The 22,332-nt window shown below is 36.2% G+C and carries 26 protein-coding genes; 7 read left to right on the forward strand and 19 right to left on the reverse strand.

Going from position 1 to position 22,332, the window contains the following annotated elements:
• Positions 1 to 268 precede the first annotated feature (268 nt).
• From QZN27_RS00005 to QZN27_RS00020, 4 genes are all read left to right on the forward strand, one after another.
• Positions 269 to 1,213 carry a ketopantoate reductase family protein gene (locus tag QZN27_RS00005; RefSeq protein WP_296782153.1) on the forward strand — a complete coding sequence of 315 codons (945 nt, stop codon included), beginning with the start codon at positions 269 to 271 and terminating at the stop codon, positions 1,211 to 1,213.
• Between the two features lie 189 nt (positions 1,214 to 1,402).
• Positions 1,403 to 1,891, forward strand: coding sequence for a hypothetical protein (locus tag QZN27_RS00010; protein ID WP_296782154.1), 489 nt, complete (start codon positions 1,403 to 1,405; stop codon positions 1,889 to 1,891).
• 2 nt (positions 1,892 to 1,893) lie between these two features.
• Positions 1,894 to 2,337, forward strand: a complete 444-nt coding sequence (locus QZN27_RS00015) for a hypothetical protein (RefSeq protein WP_296782156.1) — start codon at positions 1,894 to 1,896, stop codon at positions 2,335 to 2,337.
• Entirely contained in the window at positions 2,337 to 2,600 is a 264-nt protein-coding gene (locus QZN27_RS00020) for a hypothetical protein (protein ID WP_296782159.1), read from the forward strand. The genes QZN27_RS00015 and QZN27_RS00020 overlap by 1 nt, the downstream gene beginning before the upstream one ends.
• A gap of 67 nt (positions 2,601 to 2,667) precedes the next feature.
• On the opposite strand, the gene QZN27_RS00025 is transcribed toward QZN27_RS00020, so the two are convergent.
• From QZN27_RS00025 to QZN27_RS00035, 3 genes are all read right to left on the reverse strand, one after another.
• Positions 2,668 to 3,717 carry an acyltransferase gene (locus QZN27_RS00025; protein ID WP_296782161.1) on the reverse strand — a complete coding sequence of 350 codons (1,050 nt, stop codon included), beginning with the start codon at positions 3,715 to 3,717 and terminating at the stop codon, positions 2,668 to 2,670.
• A 275-nt stretch (positions 3,718 to 3,992) separates the two neighbouring features.
• Complete coding sequence (locus QZN27_RS00030; protein WP_296782163.1) at positions 3,993 to 4,262, reverse strand: hypothetical protein; 270 nt, start codon at positions 4,260 to 4,262, stop codon at positions 3,993 to 3,995.
• A gap of 8 nt (positions 4,263 to 4,270) precedes the next feature.
• Positions 4,271 to 4,462 (reverse strand): hypothetical protein, encoded by a 192-nt coding sequence (locus QZN27_RS00035; protein ID WP_292601247.1) that lies wholly within the window; start codon positions 4,460 to 4,462, stop codon positions 4,271 to 4,273.
• Positions 4,463 to 4,555: 93 nt separating this feature from the next.
• Between QZN27_RS00035 and msrA the strand changes: the two genes are divergently transcribed.
• Both msrA and QZN27_RS00045 read left to right on the forward strand, forming a co-directional pair.
• Positions 4,556 to 5,449, forward strand: coding sequence for a peptide-methionine (S)-S-oxide reductase MsrA (gene msrA / locus QZN27_RS00040; protein WP_296782167.1), 894 nt, complete (start codon positions 4,556 to 4,558; stop codon positions 5,447 to 5,449).
• Positions 5,450 to 5,476: 27 nt separating this feature from the next.
• Positions 5,477 to 5,872: a hypothetical protein gene (locus QZN27_RS00045; protein ID WP_296782169.1), complete on the forward strand. Its 396-nt coding sequence runs from the start codon at positions 5,477 to 5,479 to the stop codon at positions 5,870 to 5,872.
• On the opposite strand, the gene QZN27_RS00050 is transcribed toward QZN27_RS00045, so the two are convergent.
• Together QZN27_RS00050 and QZN27_RS00055 are read right to left on the reverse strand one after the other, a co-directional pair.
• Positions 5,864 to 6,841: an Mrp/NBP35 family ATP-binding protein gene (locus QZN27_RS00050; protein ID WP_296782171.1), complete on the reverse strand. Its 978-nt coding sequence runs from the start codon at positions 6,839 to 6,841 to the stop codon at positions 5,864 to 5,866. The genes QZN27_RS00045 and QZN27_RS00050 overlap by 9 nt on opposite strands.
• A gap of 26 nt (positions 6,842 to 6,867) precedes the next feature.
• Entirely contained in the window at positions 6,868 to 8,199 is a 1,332-nt protein-coding gene (locus QZN27_RS00055; RefSeq protein ID WP_296782173.1) for an FAD-dependent oxidoreductase, read from the reverse strand.
• Between the two features lie 91 nt (positions 8,200 to 8,290).
• On the opposite strand from QZN27_RS00055, the gene QZN27_RS00060 reads away from it, so the two are divergent.
• On the forward strand, positions 8,291 to 8,917 hold the full coding sequence (locus tag QZN27_RS00060) for a CatA-like O-acetyltransferase (RefSeq protein ID WP_296782175.1): 627 nt from the start codon (positions 8,291 to 8,293) through the stop codon (positions 8,915 to 8,917).
• Here the strand turns inward: QZN27_RS00060 and QZN27_RS00065 are convergent.
• The 14 genes from QZN27_RS00065 to QZN27_RS00130 all read right to left on the reverse strand — a co-directional run bounded on the left by QZN27_RS00065 (position 8,914) and on the right by QZN27_RS00130 (position 22,325).
• Entirely contained in the window at positions 8,914 to 10,554 is a 1,641-nt protein-coding gene (locus QZN27_RS00065; protein WP_296782177.1) for a hypothetical protein, read from the reverse strand. The genes QZN27_RS00060 and QZN27_RS00065 overlap by 4 nt on opposite strands.
• A gap of 75 nt (positions 10,555 to 10,629) precedes the next feature.
• Positions 10,630 to 10,956: a TIGR04076 family protein gene (locus tag QZN27_RS00070; RefSeq protein ID WP_296782178.1), complete on the reverse strand. Its 327-nt coding sequence runs from the start codon at positions 10,954 to 10,956 to the stop codon at positions 10,630 to 10,632.
• 31 nt (positions 10,957 to 10,987) lie between these two features.
• The gene (locus QZN27_RS00075) at positions 10,988 to 13,309 is read right to left on the reverse strand and encodes a hypothetical protein (protein WP_296782180.1); all 2,322 of its coding nucleotides are present in this window, start codon (positions 13,307 to 13,309) and stop codon (positions 10,988 to 10,990) included.
• 58 nt (positions 13,310 to 13,367) lie between these two features.
• Positions 13,368 to 13,853, reverse strand: coding sequence for a hypothetical protein (locus QZN27_RS00080; RefSeq protein ID WP_296782182.1), 486 nt, complete (start codon positions 13,851 to 13,853; stop codon positions 13,368 to 13,370).
• A 10-nt stretch (positions 13,854 to 13,863) separates the two neighbouring features.
• Positions 13,864 to 14,550, reverse strand: a complete 687-nt coding sequence (gene npdG, locus QZN27_RS00085) for an NADPH-dependent F420 reductase (RefSeq protein ID WP_296782184.1) — start codon at positions 14,548 to 14,550, stop codon at positions 13,864 to 13,866.
• Between the two features lie 9 nt (positions 14,551 to 14,559).
• Positions 14,560 to 15,111, reverse strand: coding sequence for a DUF2284 domain-containing protein (locus QZN27_RS00090; RefSeq protein WP_296782186.1), 552 nt, complete (start codon positions 15,109 to 15,111; stop codon positions 14,560 to 14,562).
• Positions 15,112 to 15,154: 43 nt separating this feature from the next.
• A complete protein-coding gene (locus tag QZN27_RS00095; RefSeq protein WP_296782188.1) occupies positions 15,155 to 15,499 on the reverse strand; it encodes a hypothetical protein in 345 nt (114 codons plus the stop codon).
• A gap of 4 nt (positions 15,500 to 15,503) precedes the next feature.
• A complete protein-coding gene (locus tag QZN27_RS00100) occupies positions 15,504 to 16,874 on the reverse strand; it encodes an MATE family efflux transporter (protein WP_296782189.1) in 1,371 nt (456 codons plus the stop codon).
• Positions 16,875 to 16,878: 4 nt separating this feature from the next.
• Positions 16,879 to 18,231, reverse strand: coding sequence for a CCA tRNA nucleotidyltransferase (gene cca / locus QZN27_RS00105; protein WP_296782191.1), 1,353 nt, complete (start codon positions 18,229 to 18,231; stop codon positions 16,879 to 16,881).
• Positions 18,232 to 18,236: 5 nt separating this feature from the next.
• Positions 18,237 to 18,794: an RNA 2',3'-cyclic phosphodiesterase gene (thpR, locus tag QZN27_RS00110; protein WP_296782193.1), complete on the reverse strand. Its 558-nt coding sequence runs from the start codon at positions 18,792 to 18,794 to the stop codon at positions 18,237 to 18,239.
• 8 nt (positions 18,795 to 18,802) lie between these two features.
• Positions 18,803 to 19,933, reverse strand: a complete 1,131-nt coding sequence (locus QZN27_RS00115) for a 3-dehydroquinate synthase II (RefSeq protein WP_296782195.1) — start codon at positions 19,931 to 19,933, stop codon at positions 18,803 to 18,805.
• 8 nt (positions 19,934 to 19,941) lie between these two features.
• On the reverse strand, positions 19,942 to 20,733 hold the full coding sequence (locus QZN27_RS00120) for a 2-amino-3,7-dideoxy-D-threo-hept-6-ulosonate synthase (RefSeq protein ID WP_296782197.1): 792 nt from the start codon (positions 20,731 to 20,733) through the stop codon (positions 19,942 to 19,944).
• Between the two features lie 238 nt (positions 20,734 to 20,971).
• A complete protein-coding gene (locus QZN27_RS00125) occupies positions 20,972 to 21,487 on the reverse strand; it encodes a trans-aconitate 2-methyltransferase (protein ID WP_296782199.1) in 516 nt (171 codons plus the stop codon).
• Positions 21,480 to 22,325 (reverse strand): pantoate kinase, encoded by an 846-nt coding sequence (locus QZN27_RS00130; RefSeq protein WP_296782201.1) that lies wholly within the window; start codon positions 22,323 to 22,325, stop codon positions 21,480 to 21,482. Before QZN27_RS00130 ends, QZN27_RS00125 begins: the two co-directional genes overlap by 8 nt.
• Between the last annotated feature and the right edge of the window lie 7 nt (positions 22,326 to 22,332).

Consider the following 22,332-nt stretch of genomic DNA (forward strand, 5'->3'; position numbering starts at 1 on the left):
ACTGACAACACACATCATTATCAGTACCAAAAGCGCGCAAATAAAAATCTTTTTATTCACTTTCATTCAATACACCTATAACATTATTCATAAAGTCAATTTTGATAAAAATAATTTCAACTTTACACTAATATATATTAGAAAATATAGTATATAAATTTTAAAATATATTTGAATTTAATTAAAATATGTTTAAATTTAATTTGATATTTTTCTAAATTAAAAATGAATAATACATATATAAAACAAAAAATCCAAAATTAAATACATGAAGATTTTAGTTATAGGTGCTGGCGGTGTCGGGATTGGGCTTGCAACCTCAGTCGCATCACAGGGCGCTGATGTCTCAATCTATGCACGTGGCGAAACAGCAAAAGCAATAAAGGAAAATGGAATCAAAAGGACTGGACTGTTCACACACTATGATGTTAAAGACGTTCCAGTCTATGAAAGATATGAAGACATCCCAAAAAACAGTTTCGACTACATTTTCATAGCCTCAAAAACAACCGCAAATGAGGACATTGCAAAGAATCTGAATGACCACAGGGACATCCTTAAGGACAGCACCAAAATAATCATCTTCCAGAACGGATTCGGTAATGACGAGTTTTACCTTGAATACTTCACAAAAAAGCAGGTCTTTTGTGCACGGGTAATCACCGGTTTTACAAGGCCCGAAAGACATGTCAGTGAAGTTACAGTCTACACCGAACCCATACTGCTCGGATCCCTTCAAAAAGAAGACCCGAAAGATTTGCAGGAGATAGCCGATTTGATAACAGAATCCGGAATAAACTGTGACATTACCTATGAAGTCGACAAATACCTGTGGGCCAAGATGCTTTACAACTGTACATTAAATCCCTTGGGTGCAATACTGGACGTTACTTATGGTCAGCTTACCGAAAACCCCTACACACTGGAGATAATGAACAGCATCATCGATGAGATATTTGAAGTCATAAAGGCATCACCTTATGAGACCCTTTGGGAAAATTCAGATGACTACAAAGACATATTCTACTCAAAATTAGTTCCGGACACCTATAACCACTATTCATCAACACACCAGGATATCCAAAGGAAAATACCGACAGAAATTGATTCATTGAATGGGAAAGTTATCCAACTAGGTGAGGCCAATAACATCAATGTAGACACAAATAAGGTCATCTATAACCTAATCAAAAGTATTGAGATTACCTTTTAGAAACTAAAAGTTTATATATGTGAAAAATTAAAATAGTATTGTTCATATTGTTATGTACTATTTTTTTATAATATGAACAATGGTGATGGTTGAAATGAGCATTCGTTTGTATTCCTTTAGTGGTGTTTAGGAAGAGAATGTTCATTTGTTTTAAAAAACTTATTTTTATTGAATTATTTTTGTGATATTATGAGCGAACTTAAAGAATTAATGGAAAAATTTATTGAACTTGATGAAGATTTAGAAGAAAAAATTGAAGCATATCTTGAAACCGCTGATGAAATCGATGAGAAATTCGACAAGGAAAACGAAGAGCAGATTGATGAGATGGGTGAAATCTATCACGAAATCGAACACAAAGTTTTCAATGAAGAATTCATAATCGTATTCAACCAATCCGGTGAAGAAAAAGAGGTTGTCGCTTTGATAATCAATGATGAAGATGAAGAAGGCGAAGAATTTGTAATACCTGTTTTCACTGACGAAGAAGAGGCAAACATTGCTATTGCTGAATTTAAGGAACAGTTCGGAGATATCGACTTTGAATGTGAGAAAAAAATTGGCAGTGAAATCGTTGCTGACCACTCCGAAGACGAAGATTTTATTGGACTGGCTGTCAATGCGCCTCAATGGGACTTTGTAATAGCCAGTGAAGATGTCCACGACTGCTGTGAATAAATATGAAACTTGAAGATTACCGAGACTATCAGGAAAAGAATGTGAAGGCTTCCAAAAGCCAGCTGAAGGAGTATATCCAGATATATGCGGATATGGCTAAAAAGCTCAAAAGCGAAGATGCCATGGAGCTTGAACCTGTAAAAAGGAATATCAGGCAAACATATCCGACTGAAATCTACTTCACATTAGTCGATGAAGGCGGAGAATACGTTAAGCTTACCATTACAGATGCCAGCAAGGAGTATATCATTCCAATATTTACTGACATGAGGGAATATGCTGTCGGCAGCGCAAAGATCTCCACATTATTCCTGGACAAGCTTGACTTGAAGGTGATTACTCCCGAAGACATTGATGATTTGGCCAAAAGCGATGAGTATTTTGAGGGTTTTGTAGTCAATCCCCACTCACAGAACTTCAATTTTGATAGGAACGGTGATTTTTGATGTATATATGTCCGACAATAGGCGAAGATCATGAAAAGGATTTTTTAGTTACAGGAACCTTGGATGACTTTAAAATCATTGTCTTTTCCGATTTGGATGAATACGAAAAGGGTTTTGAATATCTGGAATTGGCAGATTATGAACCTACTGAAGTGTCAGATGAACTGTTTATGGAACTTGCAAAAAATGATGATGCTTTCAGCGGTTTAGTTTTGAATATTCATTCAAAAAATAAGATAATAACAAAAGAAGAATTACTCTAGTAACACTAAAATATTATATTCAGTAGTATGAAGATTCTATCAAAAGGATTTTTTGTCTTTAAGAATATTAAGCATACCCTGATAAATCCTTAATAAATGGAATCTTACTAAATATTAAAATTACAATCCATGACATAATCAATGTTGAAATTGAAATTGTAAAAATAACAATACAAATTTGAGTTCCAGTTAAACTTAAAGGTTGCAAATAATAATAAAAAAGTACAGTTGGAATTAAATTTATTAAATAAATTCCATAACTTGCTTTACTGATTGAAATAATAAATTTTTGAATTAAATTTGACTGCAAAAATCTATTAATATAAGAGTAGACACCATCTCTTGAATCATAAATATTTTTACATAATAAAAACATTGAAGCAGATTGTACAATTTCAAAAAAGCCCACATCTACCCAAGAATGTAACATTTTAGATTGATTTGCAATAAAATTATCCACCAATGGAATTAGATGTAATTCACCGCAGGATTTTATTAAAGTTGAAGTAATAAACAATATAATGCATATTGAAATCATTTTATTTGGACTTAAATTAAAATCTTTAATTGATAAATAGTAACCTAAAACCAAATATCCTAATGGAGATAAGAATAAAGTCAAGTAGAAATATTGTTCAAGATTAAAGTAATATGTTACTTGATAAAATATTGTTGCAAAAATGAATAATGCTATAAAATATTCTATTTCTTTTATTGATGAATGCTGAATAAATTTATTAATTATAGGAATACTTAAATAAACTCCTAAAATCATCCAGAAATACCATCTAAATGCAAATATTTGCATCTGATCATGAGTTTTATGCATCAAAACTAGGAATATAAAGGTTAAGATATAGAAAAAAATAAAAGGGTAGACAAGCCTTTTAACTTTTTTTTGAAGAAAAGGTTTTATTTCAATATTTCTATTCAATAATAACGCTCCACTAACCATAATAAAAACAGGAATTCCAAATCTACAGATTTCACAAAATGCATAGATATCAAAGCCTAATATTTGGGAATCCCTCCATACCATAAAAGCATGGATTGAAATAATTGCTAAAATTGAAAAAAATTTCAATAAATCTATATATTGTAACCTAATTTTCTCCATACAATTTATTTTATATTTTATCTTATTAAAATTTAATTAAAAATCGTGCTATTTTATCAATAATCAATTAATTTTCCTTTACTATATCAAAATACTTCATTAAAAATTTTTTTTAGCTTAACTCTCATCATATTGATTGAAGTTTTCGAAATTTATAGTATATTGTTCTTATTCTTTATAAAATAGTCTTTGGATACTTAAATATACTAATCATTAGATGTGTAAAAAAATACATAAAAAAAGGATATAACATTAATATGAGATTAATACAGTCATTACTCTGATTCTTCTTCATTTTCTTCTTCAACATTATTCTGTTGATAATATTTGTATCTGTAAGACATCTTAAAACCAGAGATGACTTCTCTTTTTGGCCTTTTTTTACGTTTTATGTTAGGGCCATTCATTTCTCTGAATTTCTCCTGATGAGGCTTGGCCAGATTCTTGTTTTCCCGTTTGTACTGGGAAATCCTGTGCCTTGAGTGTGGCGCCCTATACATTCTTTTTCTAAGCAGCCGTCTGCTGGTTGTTACGCGTCTTATCACTTAAATCACTATCTTCTGTTTAAGTTTTTAGTGGCTGATTTATCGAGAGTGGCCTGGATTTCATCGATTCTTTCAACTACCACTTTAATGGCCTGTTCACCTTGACGGGTAGGGTTGATACCTTGTTCAACAAGCAGTGCATCCCTGATATCTCTTAATCTGTCAATTGAATCAATTTTCATTATTGTACTGTAAAACATGAGTTTTCCTCCAATATAATATTTAATATACATTTTATAATTAAAAAGATTTTTGTCGAAAAAAACATATGACTTGAACTGATATTATTAATTATGTTTGAAAAACAGCAAGTAATCTATTTGGCCGGAGGGTGCTTTTGGGGTGTTGAGGCATTCATTTCAAGACTGAAAGGCGTGAACAATACCGAAGTGGGCTATGCCAACGGACGTGATTTGGCACCGACCTATGAGAAAGTTTGTACTGGAAAAACAGGACATGCGGAAACAGTCAAGGCAACCTACAATCCTAAAATCATCCCATTGGAAGAGATTCTGGAGAGCTTTTTTAAAATCATTGATCCATATTCCCTAAACCGTCAGGGTCCAGACATCGGAACCCAATACAGAACAGGAATCTATTGGCAGGAGGAATCACAAAGGGACACCGTTATCAATTTTTTAAGAGAAAGGCAGAAAGTGTCCCCTGAAAGGATTGTTGTTGAGGCCCGACCAATAAGCAGTTTCTATCCCGCTGAAGGATATCACCAGAAGTATCTTGAAAGGAATCCGCAGGGTTATTGTCATGTCGATTTAAATTTAATAAACGATAAAGAATTCGACCACTTATCAAAGGAAGAATATGAAATAACACAGCTTTCTTTAACAGAACCGCCCTTTAGTGGAAAGTATGATGACTTTTTTGAGGATGGTGTGTATGTAGATGTTGTGGATGGCGAAGTTCTCTTCTCTTCAGATGACAAGTTTGACTCAGGGTGTGGGTGGCCTGCATTTTCAAAGCCCGTTTGCGAAGATGTTATTAAAAAGCACAGAGATTTCTCACACGGAACAACACGCATTGAAGTGAGAAGCGCAAAATCAAACTCGCACTTGGGGCACCTGTTTCATGACGGACCCGGAGGCTCTCCCAGATACTGCATAAACTCTGCAGCATTGAAATTCATTCCAAAAAATGAATTGAATGACTATTTTAAAGACAAATGCCCTTAAATATTAAAAAAAATATAATATAAGACAATGAAAATAGAAGAAATAACACATCCGGAACTTAAAAACTACATTAACCTGGCATATATGCATGGTGAAAACGAAAATCAGGAAGCCGTCCAAAAAATAGAAGAGAATATGAAGGAATACCTGAAGGATAATGTATTCATAATATCAATAGAGAACAATGAGCCTGTCAAAATTCCATACGGCAATGACGGCGATTATATAGTTCCCATCTTTACAGACAAAAGGGAATATGACATGGGCATGCAGTATTTCTCATTGAATGAGATGGCCGAAAACAAGGATTATATCATTGAAAAAACAGATTACTTTAAAAAATTAAAAGAAGATCCTAATTTCTTAGGATTTCTGGTAAATATAAGCAGTGTAAGCTATATAATCAACACTAGCTTACTCTAAAAACTCTTTTTTTATATCTTCAACAATTTCAACAAACCTTTTTGACACTTCGTCATCAGGGTCAAGCACTGAAATGGTTGCATCTTTAGTAGGAGATTCGGCAACGCTTTCCTTAATAGGCAAGTCTCCAAGATATGTGATTTCCATTTCATCAGCGAATGTCTTGCCGTTGCCTTCACCGAAAATGTGAAGCTTTTCGTCACAGTGCGGACAGATATAGTATGCCATGTTCTCGATAAGGCCAATGTTTTTGATGTTCATCATTTCGACCATCTTTACACACTTGAGAACGTCTTCCTGTGAGACTACATTCGGTGTGGTAACCATAAGTACCAAATCGGCTTCAGGAATTGATTGAAGAACGGTCAATGGTTCATCACCTGTGCCAGGTGGGTTGTCGATTACCAAAAAGTCTAATTTGCCCCAATGAGCATCACTGATTAGCTGTTTGATTGCACCGGTTTTTTGAGGTCCTCTCCAGATGATTGGTCTGTCCAGGCTGTCAATCAGAAACGCCATTGACATCACTTTCAAGCCGCTTTCGGTTTCAACAGGGAATATTGAATGCTGATATTCTTTTCTTTTCTCATCAATGTATTCGCGTTGTTCATCTTCAGGCAAGCTGGTGTCAAGACCCTCTTCAACAAGTTGTTTAAATTTATCAAATTGATATTGGTTGAACTGCTCTTCAAGCATTTCGATACCGAGCATCTTAGGAACGTTTGGACCGTGAATATCAGCATCAAGGATACCTGTCTTGTATCCCATTGCCTGCAATGTCTCAGCGATGTTGGCTGCAACGGTGGATTTTCCTACTCCTCCTTTTCCACTCATTACAACAATCTTATGTTTGATTTGGCTTAAATTCTTAGCCAATCTGATTTCCTGTTGCATCATTTGCATTTGTTGTTCCGGAGTCATCTGACCCCCATGACCGTGATGGCCATGTCCTTGACCATGTTCTGGCATAATTATCATCTCCAAAATAATTTAATTTAACTGAATTTTTTACTGACTTCCTCAACAGCGAGGATTAATGGATCTGTAACCATTGATACAGGCGGTGCGTAAGCAAATTCCATATTGCTCAAATCAAAGCAGGTCAAACCTTCTGTTATGGCTAGAGTCATTGTATCGATTCTTTCAGCCACCCTTTCTTCCGCTATGATTTGACAGCCTATAATGGTTCCGTTTCCATCACAAATAACTTTAATATCCATCGGTTTTGCATTCGGGTAGTAGCGTGCTCTTGTAAGTGCCTGCACTTTCTGCACAACAGGCCTGATACGGTTTTGCTGTGCAAAACTGGTAGTGTAACCTACTGCACCAAATTCCAGTTTTCCGACTTTTGAAACCATAGAGTTCAAAACAGGATTGAATTTGGATTTTTTGCCGCAGATTGTACGTGCCAGGGTTTTTGATTCACGAACTGCAGTGGTACCTAATTGTGAAATGGTATTTGAACCTAAAATGAGGTCTTTGGACTCAACACAGTCCCCAACTGCATAAACATCATCAACTGAGGTTTCCATTCTGTCATTTACGAGTATGGCCCATCTTCCAATTTCACATCCTGCCATTCTTGCAAGTTCCAATTCGGCTCTCACTCCGGTTGCCATGATTACCATGTCGGCGTCATAAAGCTCCTCATCGCCGAAACATGCCTTTTCAACCTTGCCGTCACCAATCAGTTTGGTGATAGGTTTTCCTAAAATCACCTGAATTCCTTCCATTTCCAGGTATTTTACTAGAATGTCGGACATGTCCTTGTCAAGGGATCTTGGCACGATTTGAGGAAGCATTTCACTTAGGATAACATTCAAGCCTTTTTTCTTAAGTGCAAATGCTATTTCAATACCAATTAAACCGGCACCAGTAACGATAGCACTTTTAGCGGTTTCCATAGCTTTTTGAACCTTAATACCATCATCTATATTTCTGATTCTGAATACTCCGTCCAATTCAACCCCCTGCATTGGAGGCACAAACGGATTTCCTCCAGTTGCCAAAACCAGTTTATCATATTTTAAAACTGTATCTTTACCGTTCTTATCGTAAGTTACTGTTTTCTTGTCGGAATCGACCGCAGTCACTTCCACTTCAGTGATTACTTCAATATTTTTTTCCTTATAGTCTTCGGGAGTTCTCATGACAATATCATCAAATGATTCTATTGTACCGGACAATACGTAAGGAATGGCGCATGGTGAGTATGCTACCTTATTGTCTCTTGTGAGAACTGTTATTTCTATGTCTTTGTCGAGTTTACGAATATTTGAAGCTGTTGATATTCCTCCAGCTCCTCCACCTACAATTACTACTTTCATTATAACAAAACCACTCTATGATTTATAACAATAATATTTATTATCGAAAACATATAAAAAACTAACTATTAATAAGAATTTAGGTTAAAAAATGAGAGAAATTGAATTTAATTTGGATGAAAATCCCTTTATGAATTTCTTATCAGCACGCTATGCGATGTCTGCAAGAGTCAATGTTGAAAAGATGTGGAACTGGTGCCATGAAAATGACAGGTCATTTTTCATAATGAGTCTGGGATGCCTTATGAATGCAGTCAATTCAGTTCCTGAACTGAAAAGAAGAATAATTGACGGTAAAGCAGTTGAATATGACTATCTTGACGGAGTATCTCCGATAATGGATGAAGGAAACGAAATCTATAAGGAAATGAGAGTCAAGACCCCACAGGAATTTGACGATATCCTGACCTGGCATGACTATGTCAGGGAGTTGTCTTCGGACATACTTTCCGGCAAAAAAGAGGGATTCTTCATTGAGATGGAAAAGAGGGACTTGACAAACATTGCAAACTTTTCCTGCATCCCATGGGTTGACTTTGACATGATTACCAACTGTGTCGTTGACGGAAATGCAATTCAACCTTTGATAACATGGGGAAAAGTCAACAAAGACTTTGAAATGAGCGTTTCAATAACCGTTTCCCATATATTCGTCAATGGCAGGGAATTGGCTCATTTTTATGAAAATGCCCAAAATGAATTCAACAGCATCGGTTAAATCTTAATGTTTGGAATTCTTTCATTGACATTTTGTCTATTCCATTTTCCGCCCATGCTTGAATAATAGTTTTTCAATTGTTTTTTAACATTTTTTGATAACTTGTATTTAGGTTTAATTACCAGACCCACTCCGGCAAACTTGGATTTCAACTTTTTAACGGACACCCAATCTGTCGGAACATGTCTGCATCCGTCATTGTAGCTTCCATATGAATTGCTCACCAAAACCTTCTTGCCGTCGGGACTTACATCTATAATGGATATATAATGATTTGGAAGAAATGCTATCAGCGCTGAACCCTTTTTCAGTTTCTTTATGGCGCTTTTGAAAGAATCTCCATAGAAATATTTTACACTGCAATGATTTCTTTCTATAATCTTTTTAAGAACAGGAATATTAATTCCACTGGTAACATGGCCTTTTACCTGGAAGTATTTTTCTGAACGGAAATTCTTTAGAACCTGAGAGCAGACACTGGCTGATGTGGGTCCGCAGGTATACTCTGTATTTTGAATATCCCTAACTTCAGAGTAGGTATATGATTTTCCCTTAAGTGACACTGTAACGGTTTTTGGCCAGTATTTATACTTATTCTTCTTAACGACTTTAGTGTAAATTTTCCTTTCTATAACATTCCATTCTTCACGCTTGAGGATGTGATAAACCTTTGGGGAAAGCTTTGTTTTGAAAAATGTATATTTAGACAATTTGCCATATAAATACAGACCATAGCTATCCCGTTTCATTACTTCAAGATAATGTGATTTTTTTAGAGTATATTGAGCATCACCATCTCCCATCACAAAGTTTTTAGGCATCAAATCAACATCGGGAACGCCGCCTTTAGTTGGAACCTTCTTCTTTAAAGGATTTATGACATTGCCCTTAATGCATTTTACTGTTTTGGATTGCTCAAAATCCCCGTAGGTTACTGTGACCTTATAATTATTAGGGCTGACATTAGGCTTAAAGACGACAAACCCCTCCTTATTGGTTTTCATTTTAAAAACTTTATTTCCAACCTTAATTTGGATATTCTTATTGGAAATTAAGGTTAAGGGACCGTGCAGATAGACTCTAAGATACCCGTTGGTAAGCAGTCGGGAGTTTCCAATCTCGATTGAAACCGCTTTTATGATCTTTACGTTGACCGTTTGAGAAAATGCGTTATAGTCCGCATCACCACTATAGGAAATTTTCAGATTTACATTTGATTTGGGCATGTCAATCAGGATAGTGAACTTGCCTTTTCCATCTGTGGTCTTTTTATAATCCTTTCCATTTAGATTTATTATTAATGTTTTTCCGGCCACATACTTACCGCTTGAGTCAGTCAAATACATGATATAATTATTTCCCTGTTTAACAGAAGTGGAATCAGTTTTAACAGTCAAATTCTTTTTTGATGACTCGACACCGATGGAATTATCTCCATAACTTTCAGAAATTCCCAACTGATTTGAATTGTCATTATCAGGGCTTGAAATTTCCTGAACCGAAGTATTAAGTGATATAGGTTCATCCTCACTATCTGCCTGGACGATATCAGTTGAATTGACATCAACAGCGGATACGAATCCAACGGCTAAAAATAATAAAATTGATAAAATAAATAAAAATTTCAGGTTTTTCATCATATTAAGGTTAAATTTAATATTATATAAAATTATGGCAATTTCAAAATAGAATATTATGTTAAAACACAAAAACTAATCGTCTTTTGATTCGATGTCAGTTGCTTCAAGTTTCATGATAACCGGCCTGAGGCCATCATTGCATGACACTATTGCAACACCTGGAGTTTTAATCCAATCGGAGTAATACCATATCTCCTGAACTCCATGTGCCAAGGCGAAGACATACTGGTATATAGCTTTCCATGCTTCATCACAGAATCCGTCAGGCTTTGCATAATCCGCATAGTATACCTCACCTTCCTTCATCAGAGGGCATGTTGTAAGACCGTCAACACCAAATTCTTTTGCAAGATCTTCCTGAAATGTTGTCTTTAAAATTGTAATCTTAACTTTTTTCATACAATCAGTTACTTGAATTTTTTTAACTAGTTCATTTCTTAACTGTGATTTTAGCGGATTGGGATAATGCTGTATAATATTTATTGCCCGCATATTTGGCGGTTGCGGTATATTTGCCTTTTTTATTCAATTTGGTGATTTTAAAAGTGGCCCTTCCATTTGAATTTGTCTTGGCAACATATGTTTTCCCATTTACTTTCAATGTGACTTTGGTATTTTTCATGACCCTATAACGATTATCCTTTAAAATCATGTAGAACTTTTTAATCTTTTCTTTTGCAAAATATTTCATCTTTGATACAATAATGAACGGTTTTGCCTTTTTAACTGTTATTGTAGCGGAAGCTGATGACTTGAAGTATTTGCTGTTTCCGTTAAAAGTGACTGCGACATTATGTGTACCCGGAGCGTAACTGGATGTGTCCAATAATATCTGACCGTTTTTGTTAGTGGTATATGTTTTTATAACACCGCCGACATTTACCTTTACCTGAGTATTTTTGATTACTGAACCGTCTGCATCATGCAGGTTTATAATAAGAGGATTGTTAATGCCATAGGTTGCGGTTACGCTTTTAACATAAAATGAAGATGCCTTTTTAATAGTTATATGGCTTGTGACCGGATCGGCATTATAGTTGCTGTCGTCCACACTCACCACCAGGGTGAATTCTCCAAGATCCAGATCTACAAAACAAGTCCCTCCGCTAAAACATGATGAAACAAATACTAATCTATTATCTGAATCGTATATTTTCACTAATGACTTGATGTTGTTTATCATGTAGCTTTGGGAATCTGATAATATTACATGGATATCATAGCCAAAACCGTAAATCGCTTCAAAGCCTGAAACAGTCAATTTATATTTTGGAAGATTATCTTTTAATATACAATCTGTAAGGGAGGTTCTGTAATACGCTCCACCGGAAATCTCTGCTACGTTTTTTGTGAAATTTGAACTGACAGCGGCCCCACTATACATCGCTCCGCCGGTCTTTGCATAATTTTCAATGAAACTGCATAAAACTGCAGAGCCGCCATAGATTGCACCGCCTTCATTGGCATTGTTATCTATAAAAATACAGTCATTAACGAAGTTACCATAAATTGCTCCACCTAATTGAGCATGATTTTCCTCGAATTTGGAATTCAATGAATCCCCTTCACAAGCCCCTGCCCTATATGCAGAATTATCTATAAAGAAGCAGTCTTCAGAATATCCTTTTATTCCACCGCTTGAACTGGTTGCATAATTACTTATGAAAGTACAGTTTTTAGCAGAACTTCCATACATCGCTCCACCTTCCTGAGCATGATTTCTTCTGAATTCACAGCCATAAGCATAAATATTGTTTAATGCGCCACCTCTTTCATTTGCATAATTGTTAAAGAATATTGAATTTTCAACAGAATGAACATTTCCGGAAATGGCTCCTCCATGGTTTGCATGATTGTCCCAAAACTCGGAATTGTTTACATAAGATGCATAAACTGCTCCTCCTTCATTTACTGCATAATTATTAACAAAGGAACAATTGTTAGCAAAGCATCCTCCTCCAATTGCTCCGCCGAAAGTGGAAGCATTATTATAATTGAAATAACATTTGATTAAATTAGCATTTGATGCGGCTCCATATTTTAACGCAGAATTTCTATTGAATGTGCAATTATAAGCGGAACCTCCTTCCATTGCACCTGAGCTAACAAGGGCATAATTGGATGTAAATTCACAATATACTGCATATGTATCATATATTGCACCGCCGAATGATGCCTCATTTGACTTAAAATTACATTTTTCAGCAGACCCATTATATATTGCACCACCATTCATTGCAGTATTGTCCTTAAATGTACAGTTCACTGCATAACCATTGAGGATAGCGCCACCAAAATTATCTGCCTTATTTGAAATAAATTTACAATCTATGACCGAATAGGAGTTTCCGGTTATTGCTCCTCCGTTTTGAGCATATCCATTTACAAACTTAACTCCATTAATAAAGACATTGCCAGATATGATGTTGAATATTCTTGCATTGCCGGTAGCATTAATCATATGTCCATTACCGAATATGTTAACAGACCTGTTAATCAAAATTCCATCCTTAAACTTGGAATCTGTATCATTATCAAATGTAAAATCATGATCAAAATATATATTCCTGTCATTGTTGTCATTTATTTCATGATTTAACTCTACGAAATTATTTGCAGATGCATTCAGCACGGCCTCATCATCAAAAATAGCAACATCATTTTCACAAGTTATATTATCTTGTGCATGAACGACTGAAAGAGCAAATAAGCTAGCTAAAATAATGATAATGATAATTTTTTTATTTAACAACTTTATCACTCCAAATCATTCAAATATATACAAATATTTGTAAAAAATAGTATATAAACTAATAAGGTTTAATACTTATTTCATTAATGATTTTTTGCAGATATTTCTTTTTTAAAACAAGTTCGCGTTTATTTGCCAATTTATCGCTATTTGGTTGAGGAACTTTATCATTCAATCTTGAAGCTCCCAAGTATTTTGTATCTCCTTCCCTTAATTTATGGGCTTCACCATTGTCAATGGCCTTTTTGATAATATAATAATCATAAAATAGAATATCAAAATCATTGCTTAGGTAATATATTTCTAAATCAGTAATAAGACCAGTTTCATCATACCAAACAATCAACAATGATTCTTTTTTAAATAATTGCGAAAATGAAATAAGGTTAAAATAATCCAAATCGGCCAGTTTGAATTTATCCGACGGATATCGTTTACCGCAAAGTTTGGTTGAATACTTTAACGGAGCGATGAAAAAAAATTTTGATTCATTTAAGGTTACTTCATTAATATTTTTTCCAATTAATGCCTCAAATGAATCCATATTAATCAAATCAGTCTTTGTCGAGTGCAGGAATACCAGTAATTCTTAAACCACCATAATGTGATTTGTATTTAATGTTTAAACCAATTAACAGTGGAGTGATTTTTTCGATGATTCTTGCTTTTTCAAGTATTCCACAGTCAATTGTTTTAATGCCAGGAATTTTGTCAATAATTTCAGCAGCAGTTGCTTTAGCATCTTTATCATCACCTGCAATCAAACAGTCACAGTCGATTTCTTCCGGAATGTTTGAAAGGTGAGAGTTTGAGATGTTACAAAATGCGCAGATTACTTTTGCACCGGTTCCATCGAGAATGGAAGCAGTCCTTTCAGCAGCAGATCCTTCCATAAGGTCAATGAATCTGAATGGCTTTCCGCCAATAGCAGTTTCCAGTGGTACTGTAGCATCCATAACAATCTTGTCGTTACAGAACTCCTTGATGCCTTCAACTGTTGGTTTTTGAGCAGCTAAAGGTACTGTTAGGATCAATACGTCTCCTTCACGAGCAGCATCTTCATTTGCCATACCCACCATGTTTAAGTCATAATCTGCCAATTCTTCTTTTGCCTTTGCAACTACATCGAGTGCTTTTTCTTCTTTTCTTGAACCGACAATTACATCAACACCGGCAATAGCCAATCTTTCTGCAATTCCAAGTCCTTGTGGTCCAGTTCCGCCTATTACACTTACTTTCATGATATCACCCTATTTCTTATCATAAAGCAGGCCACCAACAAATATCAAGTATTCAGGTAGCTTACCATCATGAGCATAATGTATTTTTAATCCGAAAATATCCTCTACAGTCTGGTCAACATCAGCTCCCAATGCCTCTAAAGGATATCGCATCTTAAACGGCATTTTACAATGCATGCCGAATTCCCTTGTACACTTCATGCATAAATTGCATTTGCCTAAATACAATCCCTGGGAATCCTCATTCTCCAGGACATAAATCTCATTCATCAATCTGGCTTTAAACCTTTCAAATCTCTTTAAAATATGATTCAATTCAATTTCAGAAAAGGTGTGTTCCAATTCCTCATCCGAAAATTCAATTTTGAATGCAACAATCTTAAGTTTATTGTATGAGTTCCATAACTCATCAACATCAAAATCAAAAGGAGGATAGCTCCAATTATATCCAAGCATTTCCTGCTCTTCAATACATAGTTTGGAGAATTTTTCAAAGTCTACATAGTTCTTGAAGTATTCTTCAACATCAACATCCGCTGTGAGTTTTTTAATCTCAGACATACTTAATAATATAGCAATTTAATATAATAAAAGTTTCTAAAAATTAGCCGTCGAGCACACGGTTGAGGGCAATTTTTTTATGATTGTAATTTATTGACTTGTTAGTGTCGTTAAGTGATTTTTTTAGGGTATTGACAATCGCATTTATCAGTTCATCATCAAAATCAATGCATTGACCTCCTCTGAACTCACAAACTTTAGAAATCTTTTCATCCTCTAAAAAATCAATGTATTCCTTCCAGTCATAGTCAATTTCATCAATCAAAATCTTGAGGTCAAGGAGTTTGTCATTAAGTCGTGACGCTTTTTTCAATGCTTTCAATTCAATGTCTGACAATTCCTTTAATTCGCTTTGATCATATTCATAAATATATGTTTTTTCACTCATCAAATCACCTTTTGGCAGTGAAGTAGCTCTCATGTTTGTTCAAATAATAATTAATGTAAATGTAATTAAAGATACATCCTATAGACATTCCAACAACCATTCCAATGTAAATTCCAATGTCTGCAAGATTGAATACGAATGCAAAGAGTCCTGCAAAGAGAACCTCCAAAATGAATGCCCTTAAAAATGTCAGGGAAAGTGATATAGTGCCTTTGCCCATTGCCTGGAATAGGTTCCCGGCAAGAATACCGAAAGGCATCAATACTATAAAGAAGCATAGGATATGCAGGCAATCGATAACCCTTGCGGACAGTACAGCCGCATCTGCAGAGTATGAGAAAATATATGACAACGGCTCGGCAAATACGAACAGGAATGCGCATATTATAACTGAAGATATCAGTCCCAGCTTTACGCCATAATTTAAGGCTGTCTTGAAGTTACTCAGGTTACGTGCCCCATAAGCAGCTCCTCCAACAGTCAATGCTGCCATACCAATACCTATCAGCGGAGCCATACCCATTGCAACCAATCTCCATGTGGCAGTATATGCCGCAACGGCAACTGTTCCTGAAAGCATTGTCAGCCAGTAATTCATAAGAATTGAAACAAACGAAAGGATAAACTGCTCAAGACTTGCAGGAATTCCGACAACAAGGATATCCTTGTATATTCCAAAATCCCTCTTGTATTCACTCATTTTGACTTCCAAAAAACTGTCCCTTTTGTAAAACATCCAGTAAATCATCAAAAACATTGGAAGTGTGCCTGACAAAACTGTAGCAACTGCCGCACCTCCGACTCCAAGATTAAAATAATAAATGAATATCGGATCCAAAATCATGTTTATGACGGCTGTAAAAAGCAGAGGATATGATGCGCGTCTTATTTCACCCTGTGACCTGAAGACGGCAGCCATCATCGCCGGAATAAATATTGAAAATATACCTCCAAGGACGATGGTTCCATATGTCATTGTCAAATCTATGATTTCTCCGGCCCCCATTACCAAAAGAAGTGGTTTTAAGACAATAAGCATGAAAACAGTTGCGATAACTGTCACTATTATGCTCAGCAATATCGAATGGATTGCACTGTTTCCCGCATTGTGATAGTCCTCAGCTCCGATGTATCTTGCAATCAGACTGTTTGAACCTGCACCCATACCGTTTGCAAATCCGACCATCGCCAAAAATAAAGGTGTTACAAAACCAACTGCTGCAAGAGCGTCAGGACCCAAACCGGATACCCATATCCCGTCGATAATGTTATTCAGCATCATAAATAAGTTTGAAATAATGATAGGTAATGCCAACTTATTTATAGCCTTTTTCGGATGGTTAACTATCAAATCGATTTCTTCAGTCTTTTCCATTTATTCACCTTGAAATGTATTGGCCAGGATTTAGGAAATCATCTAAAAAGTCAATATCAACTTCATCAATGTCAATGAACTCATAAGTATTGATAATACTCTTTTTAAGGTTTTTTCCAACTTTTATCAATCCGATATGTTCAGTTGTTAAAATATATCTTATCATGTCAACCGCATCAACGAATTCCCGTTTTTGCATATGCACTAGAAAATCATCCTGAATATAACAGTTTTCACGGCCATACTTGGCGACAAAATTCTCACAGGCCTGTGTAATAAATACTTTCGGCCCCACATTTACTTTAACATTGTTTAAGTGTGATGAAGCCATTTCAAGGAGGATAACGCAATAATCTGTTTCATCACTCCAATAGTCTGCCTTGAATACATTGAATTCCTCTCCATTCAGTTTCCTTTCCAATGCCTGGCAGGTCTTTCTAAGCTGAGGATGCAGAGTGTCCAAAGGAATGTCGGGAATTTTGAATTTAAATGCGATTAAATCACTGTTTCTTGTCTTAAATTCTTCCAGTATATCTTTCTTATTTAGATTTTTATTTAATGGGTAAAAATAATCTTTCTTGTTATCAGAAAATATATAATTACGAGCTGACTGGATAAACTCAGCCATTTTATCCAATCTTAATGCAGCACCTACATTACGATTCATATCTGTAGGGTCAATGACAATTAATGGATCCTTGAAGTTACCTGAAGTACCGTATTCCTCAATATCTATCTCTTCGCCAAATTTCCAATTGATTGCTGCCTTCAGTGTTTTTTCAAAATCGCCATATTTGAGTACCAGCAGTTCGCACAGATAACCTGCAAATCCGCCAACTTTAAACTCTGAACCGTAAGTACCTGTCATTGCCATGAATCTTTTCAACAGTAGAACTTCATCCTGTTGGCTTTCGCTTAAATTGGACTTTACATAACGAGTATGTAAAATTGTCCTGTCCACGGCAGATTTCAACTGGTCTCCACTTTCGATGGCATAACAAGGAACAATGTCAACCTCACATCCTTCAATATAGGTTGTCACATAGGGATGTGATGCAAAATGATGTTGGGGAGTGCTTCCAAACTCATCACAGCATTCATGAGCCAGTTCAAGACCCTTCTCTTTTAGAATCTTCTTGTCAGTTTGCAATGGAAAAGCTATAAAGATATCTATATCCGATTTTCCTTTAAGTGCAGTATTCTTAGCGACTGACCCCACCAGATTTATGCTGGCATCAATGTCCTTATCATCACATGCATTTTGCAGGAACTTCATTATACTACCTGATACACTGAAAATATGCTTTTTTTCAGCTTCAGTAGGTTTAATATCATTTAATATAGCTTCATAATCCATAGTCATCATAATTCAAATATTTTTAAATCCTCATAAATTGGTCCGGCAGGTGTCAAAGTTGATTTTTTAAGGGTAATATGGTCAACTTCCATCTCGCCGATTTCAACATCACTGAACTCTTCTATTGTTGATTTGACTTTATCCTTGCCTTTTGCGGATTTCATGCGTCCGATGGTCAGGTGTGTTGAGAACCTTTTGTCCTTATCAAAGCCAAGGCGTACAAATTCCTTATCCAACTTATCATGAAGGTCCTTAATTATGGAATCCTCATCGATTCCGACCCATATGACCTTTATGCGTTTATTGTTTGGAAATGCCCCGCAGCCCTTGATTTTAATCTTGAAGGAGTCATACTGGGAAACAACATTGGCTATTGCCTCCTCAAGCAATCCTAACCCTTCAGTATCAATATCACCAAAGAATTTTAAGGTCAAATGAAGGTTTGCCAATTCCACATATTTTATTCTAGCATCAGTTTTTTTGAATTCCCTGATGATTTTGTTTATTTTAGGCTTTAAATCATCATCCAAATCAATCGCAAGAAATGCTCTTATCTGTGACATCAAAACACCTATTGTTCAATAATTGTTTCATCAATTGCTATTCCAAAGTGACGTGCATTTGATTCAATGTAAACCTTTACCCTGTCTCCCGGCTTCACGTCAGCCACTGACAAAGGATTGTCATTTTCATCGACAATTCTGATTGTTTCCGCATTCTGAAGCAGGGTTCTGATAATTTGGCCTTCATATTCAGCTTCAATTAATATCAATGGCCTTCTTTCGATTTTGCTTCTTCCGACATAAGCGGTTCTGGTTTCGCCTTTGGTATTGACAATCAGCACTTCATCTCCGGCCACCAGTTCTGAGAGATATCTTGTCTTGTTTCCAGGCACCATCACATAAGCCTGAACAGGTCCTGCATTTACCCTGAAAGGACGTGACGCAACATATTCGCTTTCCAAGCTTTCTGAGTGAACCAGAAACATTGATTTTGAATAGGAACCTATGAGCATTCCTTCGCCCGGCTTCATCATGTCAGTGGTATCCACGCATACACGGTCACCTGATCCCAATGGCTTTACATTGGTTACAGTTGCTATTCTGAGTTCATATTTTGCCTGTGACGCTTCGACAACTTCCTGTGCAATTTTTTTGATTTGGTTAAAGTCATTTGCTTCAAATATTACACCATCGGTTCCGTGTTCAAGTGTTTCGAGTGCAACACGGGCGCCGTCAAGGTCACGAACTGCAGCAATGATTTCAACATCGACCTTCTGCAAGTCTGCAATAATGTTTTCAAGCGGAATGATTGTCCAGTCGGTTCCAACAAGAATAATATAGTCTACTATTTCACCAAGCTTTACTGCCAATTGCTCATGTGCCTTATCAGTGATTACTATATATGCACATACTGCTTTTCCTTCGCTTTTTGCTTTTTTTGCATTTGCAATATCAACTGAATCCTTAAAGTCCTCATTCAACTCTATGAATCCGTCACCTTCACCGTTTATTCCAACCAAATAGATATCGGCATCATCACTGTTGGATATTATTTTCACGTTTCCCAATTTTCTGATGTTTTCAATATCATCCAGGTCAAGAACATGGTCAATTCCTGATTCCAAAGCTGTGGTGATCATCTCTTTCTTGTCTTCCCACACTTCGTCAGGTGTTGATATCCAAGCGAATTTGTTTTGCATTTTCCCACCTAATCTAAGAATTTCATTGCTTCGTCAACATCAGCATCATGATGAACGATTTCTGAAATTGCACGGGTGATTTTTCCTGGGTTTTCAGCCTGGAAGAGGTTACGTCCGAATGCAACTCCAGCTCCTCCGACTTCAAGGGAATCCTTTACCATTTGCAGCAATTCTTCATCAGTGTCTATTTTTGGACCGCCAGCAATTACTACAGGCACGATTGCACCTTCAACAACTTCCTTGAATGAATCAGGGTCTCCGGTGTAGTTGGTTTTTACAATATCTACTCCAAGTTCAGATCCTACACGAGCTGCATGCTTTACGAATTCGACATCGTGTTCGTTTTCAACTTTTTGGCCTCTTGGGTACATCATTGCAAGAAGAGGCATTCCCCAGTAATCACAGGTTTCAGCAATGGTACCTAATTCCTGCAGCATCTGACTTTCGGTTTCTGAACCTAAGTTTACATGAATGGAAACAGCATCTGCACCTAACTGAATTGCCTTTTCGACACTTGTTACTGTAACCTTATCGTTTGGGTCCGGTGCAAGTGAGGTACTTGCTGACAAGTGCACAATAAGACCTATATCCTTACCGTAACCACGGTGACCTTGTTTTACAATTCCCTTGTGCATTAGAATAGCATCTGCTCCACCTTGAGAGATTTCTTCAACTGTTTCATCCATATCGATGATTCCAGGAATTGGTCCGCTTGACACACCATGATCCATTGGTGCAATTACAGTTCTACCAGTATTTCTATTTATGATTCTTTCTAAACGGATTTTTTTACCTATCATTTTTACAACCTTTTTACTTATGAATTATATTTTTAGCGATTATGATATATAATACTAATTATACAAAAAGATAGAATTTAGCATGACCATTTAAATGAATTATTAATGGCAAATAGAATGGTCTAAACAATGATTTAAAATAATGCATGAAAGTTTTTAGGTTAAATACAAAGTCTGTGATAGTTTATACATGTTAATATAATGCAAATATTTGATTTTATATTAAATTTTATCTTAACTATTTTTTGAGTTTCGGCGTCCACAAGTCGAATTCCTTTATCAATGGAGGAATGCCCGAATCATGATAGCTTTCAAGATAACCTGTACTTGTGCGATAGTCCTCATCGCCAACACTAGCCGAATTGAAGAATTCCAAAAGTCCCCGGTTCCTTATCACAGTATGTTTCGGTTTGAATGTGCTTGACCATATATAGAATACCTTGAAAACAGTATCAGGGTGATATCCACCACCCAAATCAACCGCCAATAGGTCACATGATTGCACAATCTTATAAGCTTCGGCAATTATCTCATGCCTGCGAACATCTCCCGGAATGAATTCAACATTTTCAATGTTTTTCATCTCATCGATTGCCTCAGGCGAATTGTCAACGGCAATCACCCTACATTCAGGAGCTATCAGTTTTGTTGTGCCACCCACATGACATCCCAATTCTATTACAGTATCATCCGCTTCAACCAATTCAAGAAGATCACGGCGATATTTCTTTACATCATAACTTAACTTAATCATAAACTATCCCGACATTGTTGAGTTTATCTATATGCAAGTTTTCAACTTCCACATTTTTGAAAACATCTTCATTTTCCGCAAACGCAAATACCGTATTTCCAAGCATACCCATTGAACTTCCTAAAATATCAGGCATGGAATTAAAATAATCAACTAGATTTTTCACTTCATCTGACATCAGTTTTGTCTCATTGGAAAACCTGTTTGAAAAGTCCAGAAAATTCCTCAAGCTCGGCTTTTCCTCAAAATATTCCAGATATTTCAAGCCCACATCGGATATCACCTGCTGATGGTGAGGATTCTGAATGATGCTTGACGTTTCAATGCCCCCGAAAGTCTTCCAGGCTATACAAACATCATGCTTGAAAGATTTGATCTTACCTATTCCAGGGGCGCCGGGCTCAACCCTTAAAACCATACCCTGGCCGGTTTGTGCAATGACATCCCCCAAACCTGCACCCAAGTTGACTTCCGCCATATGTGCAATCTGGCCGCACAATTCAGTTGAATAGCCCAAGTCCAGAAACTCATTCAATGCAAGGGTTAAACTCAAAGCTGAAGCTGCAGATGTTCCAAATCCTGCTCCAATGGGCAGTTGTATGTCCTGTGTGACTTTAAAAACAGTGTCAATTTCCAAAATATTCAGGACCTCATCGATTACTGTTGAGTCGCCCTGATTTACATCAACCCTAAATTCGCTGGAACTTGAAACAGTTGTCTTGACGCCTTGTGACAATAAAAAGCCTGCACCGCATGACCCCTTTTTAAGGGTAATGTCATGGTCTTCAATAGTGAAAAACCCTGTAATGTGGCCGGGAACAAAAACTGAATTTGACATAATAGAT

It is taken from the genome of uncultured Methanobrevibacter sp., from assembly GCF_900316895.1.
In the GTDB taxonomy this organism is placed as follows: domain Archaea; phylum Methanobacteriota; class Methanobacteria; order Methanobacteriales; family Methanobacteriaceae; genus Methanocatella.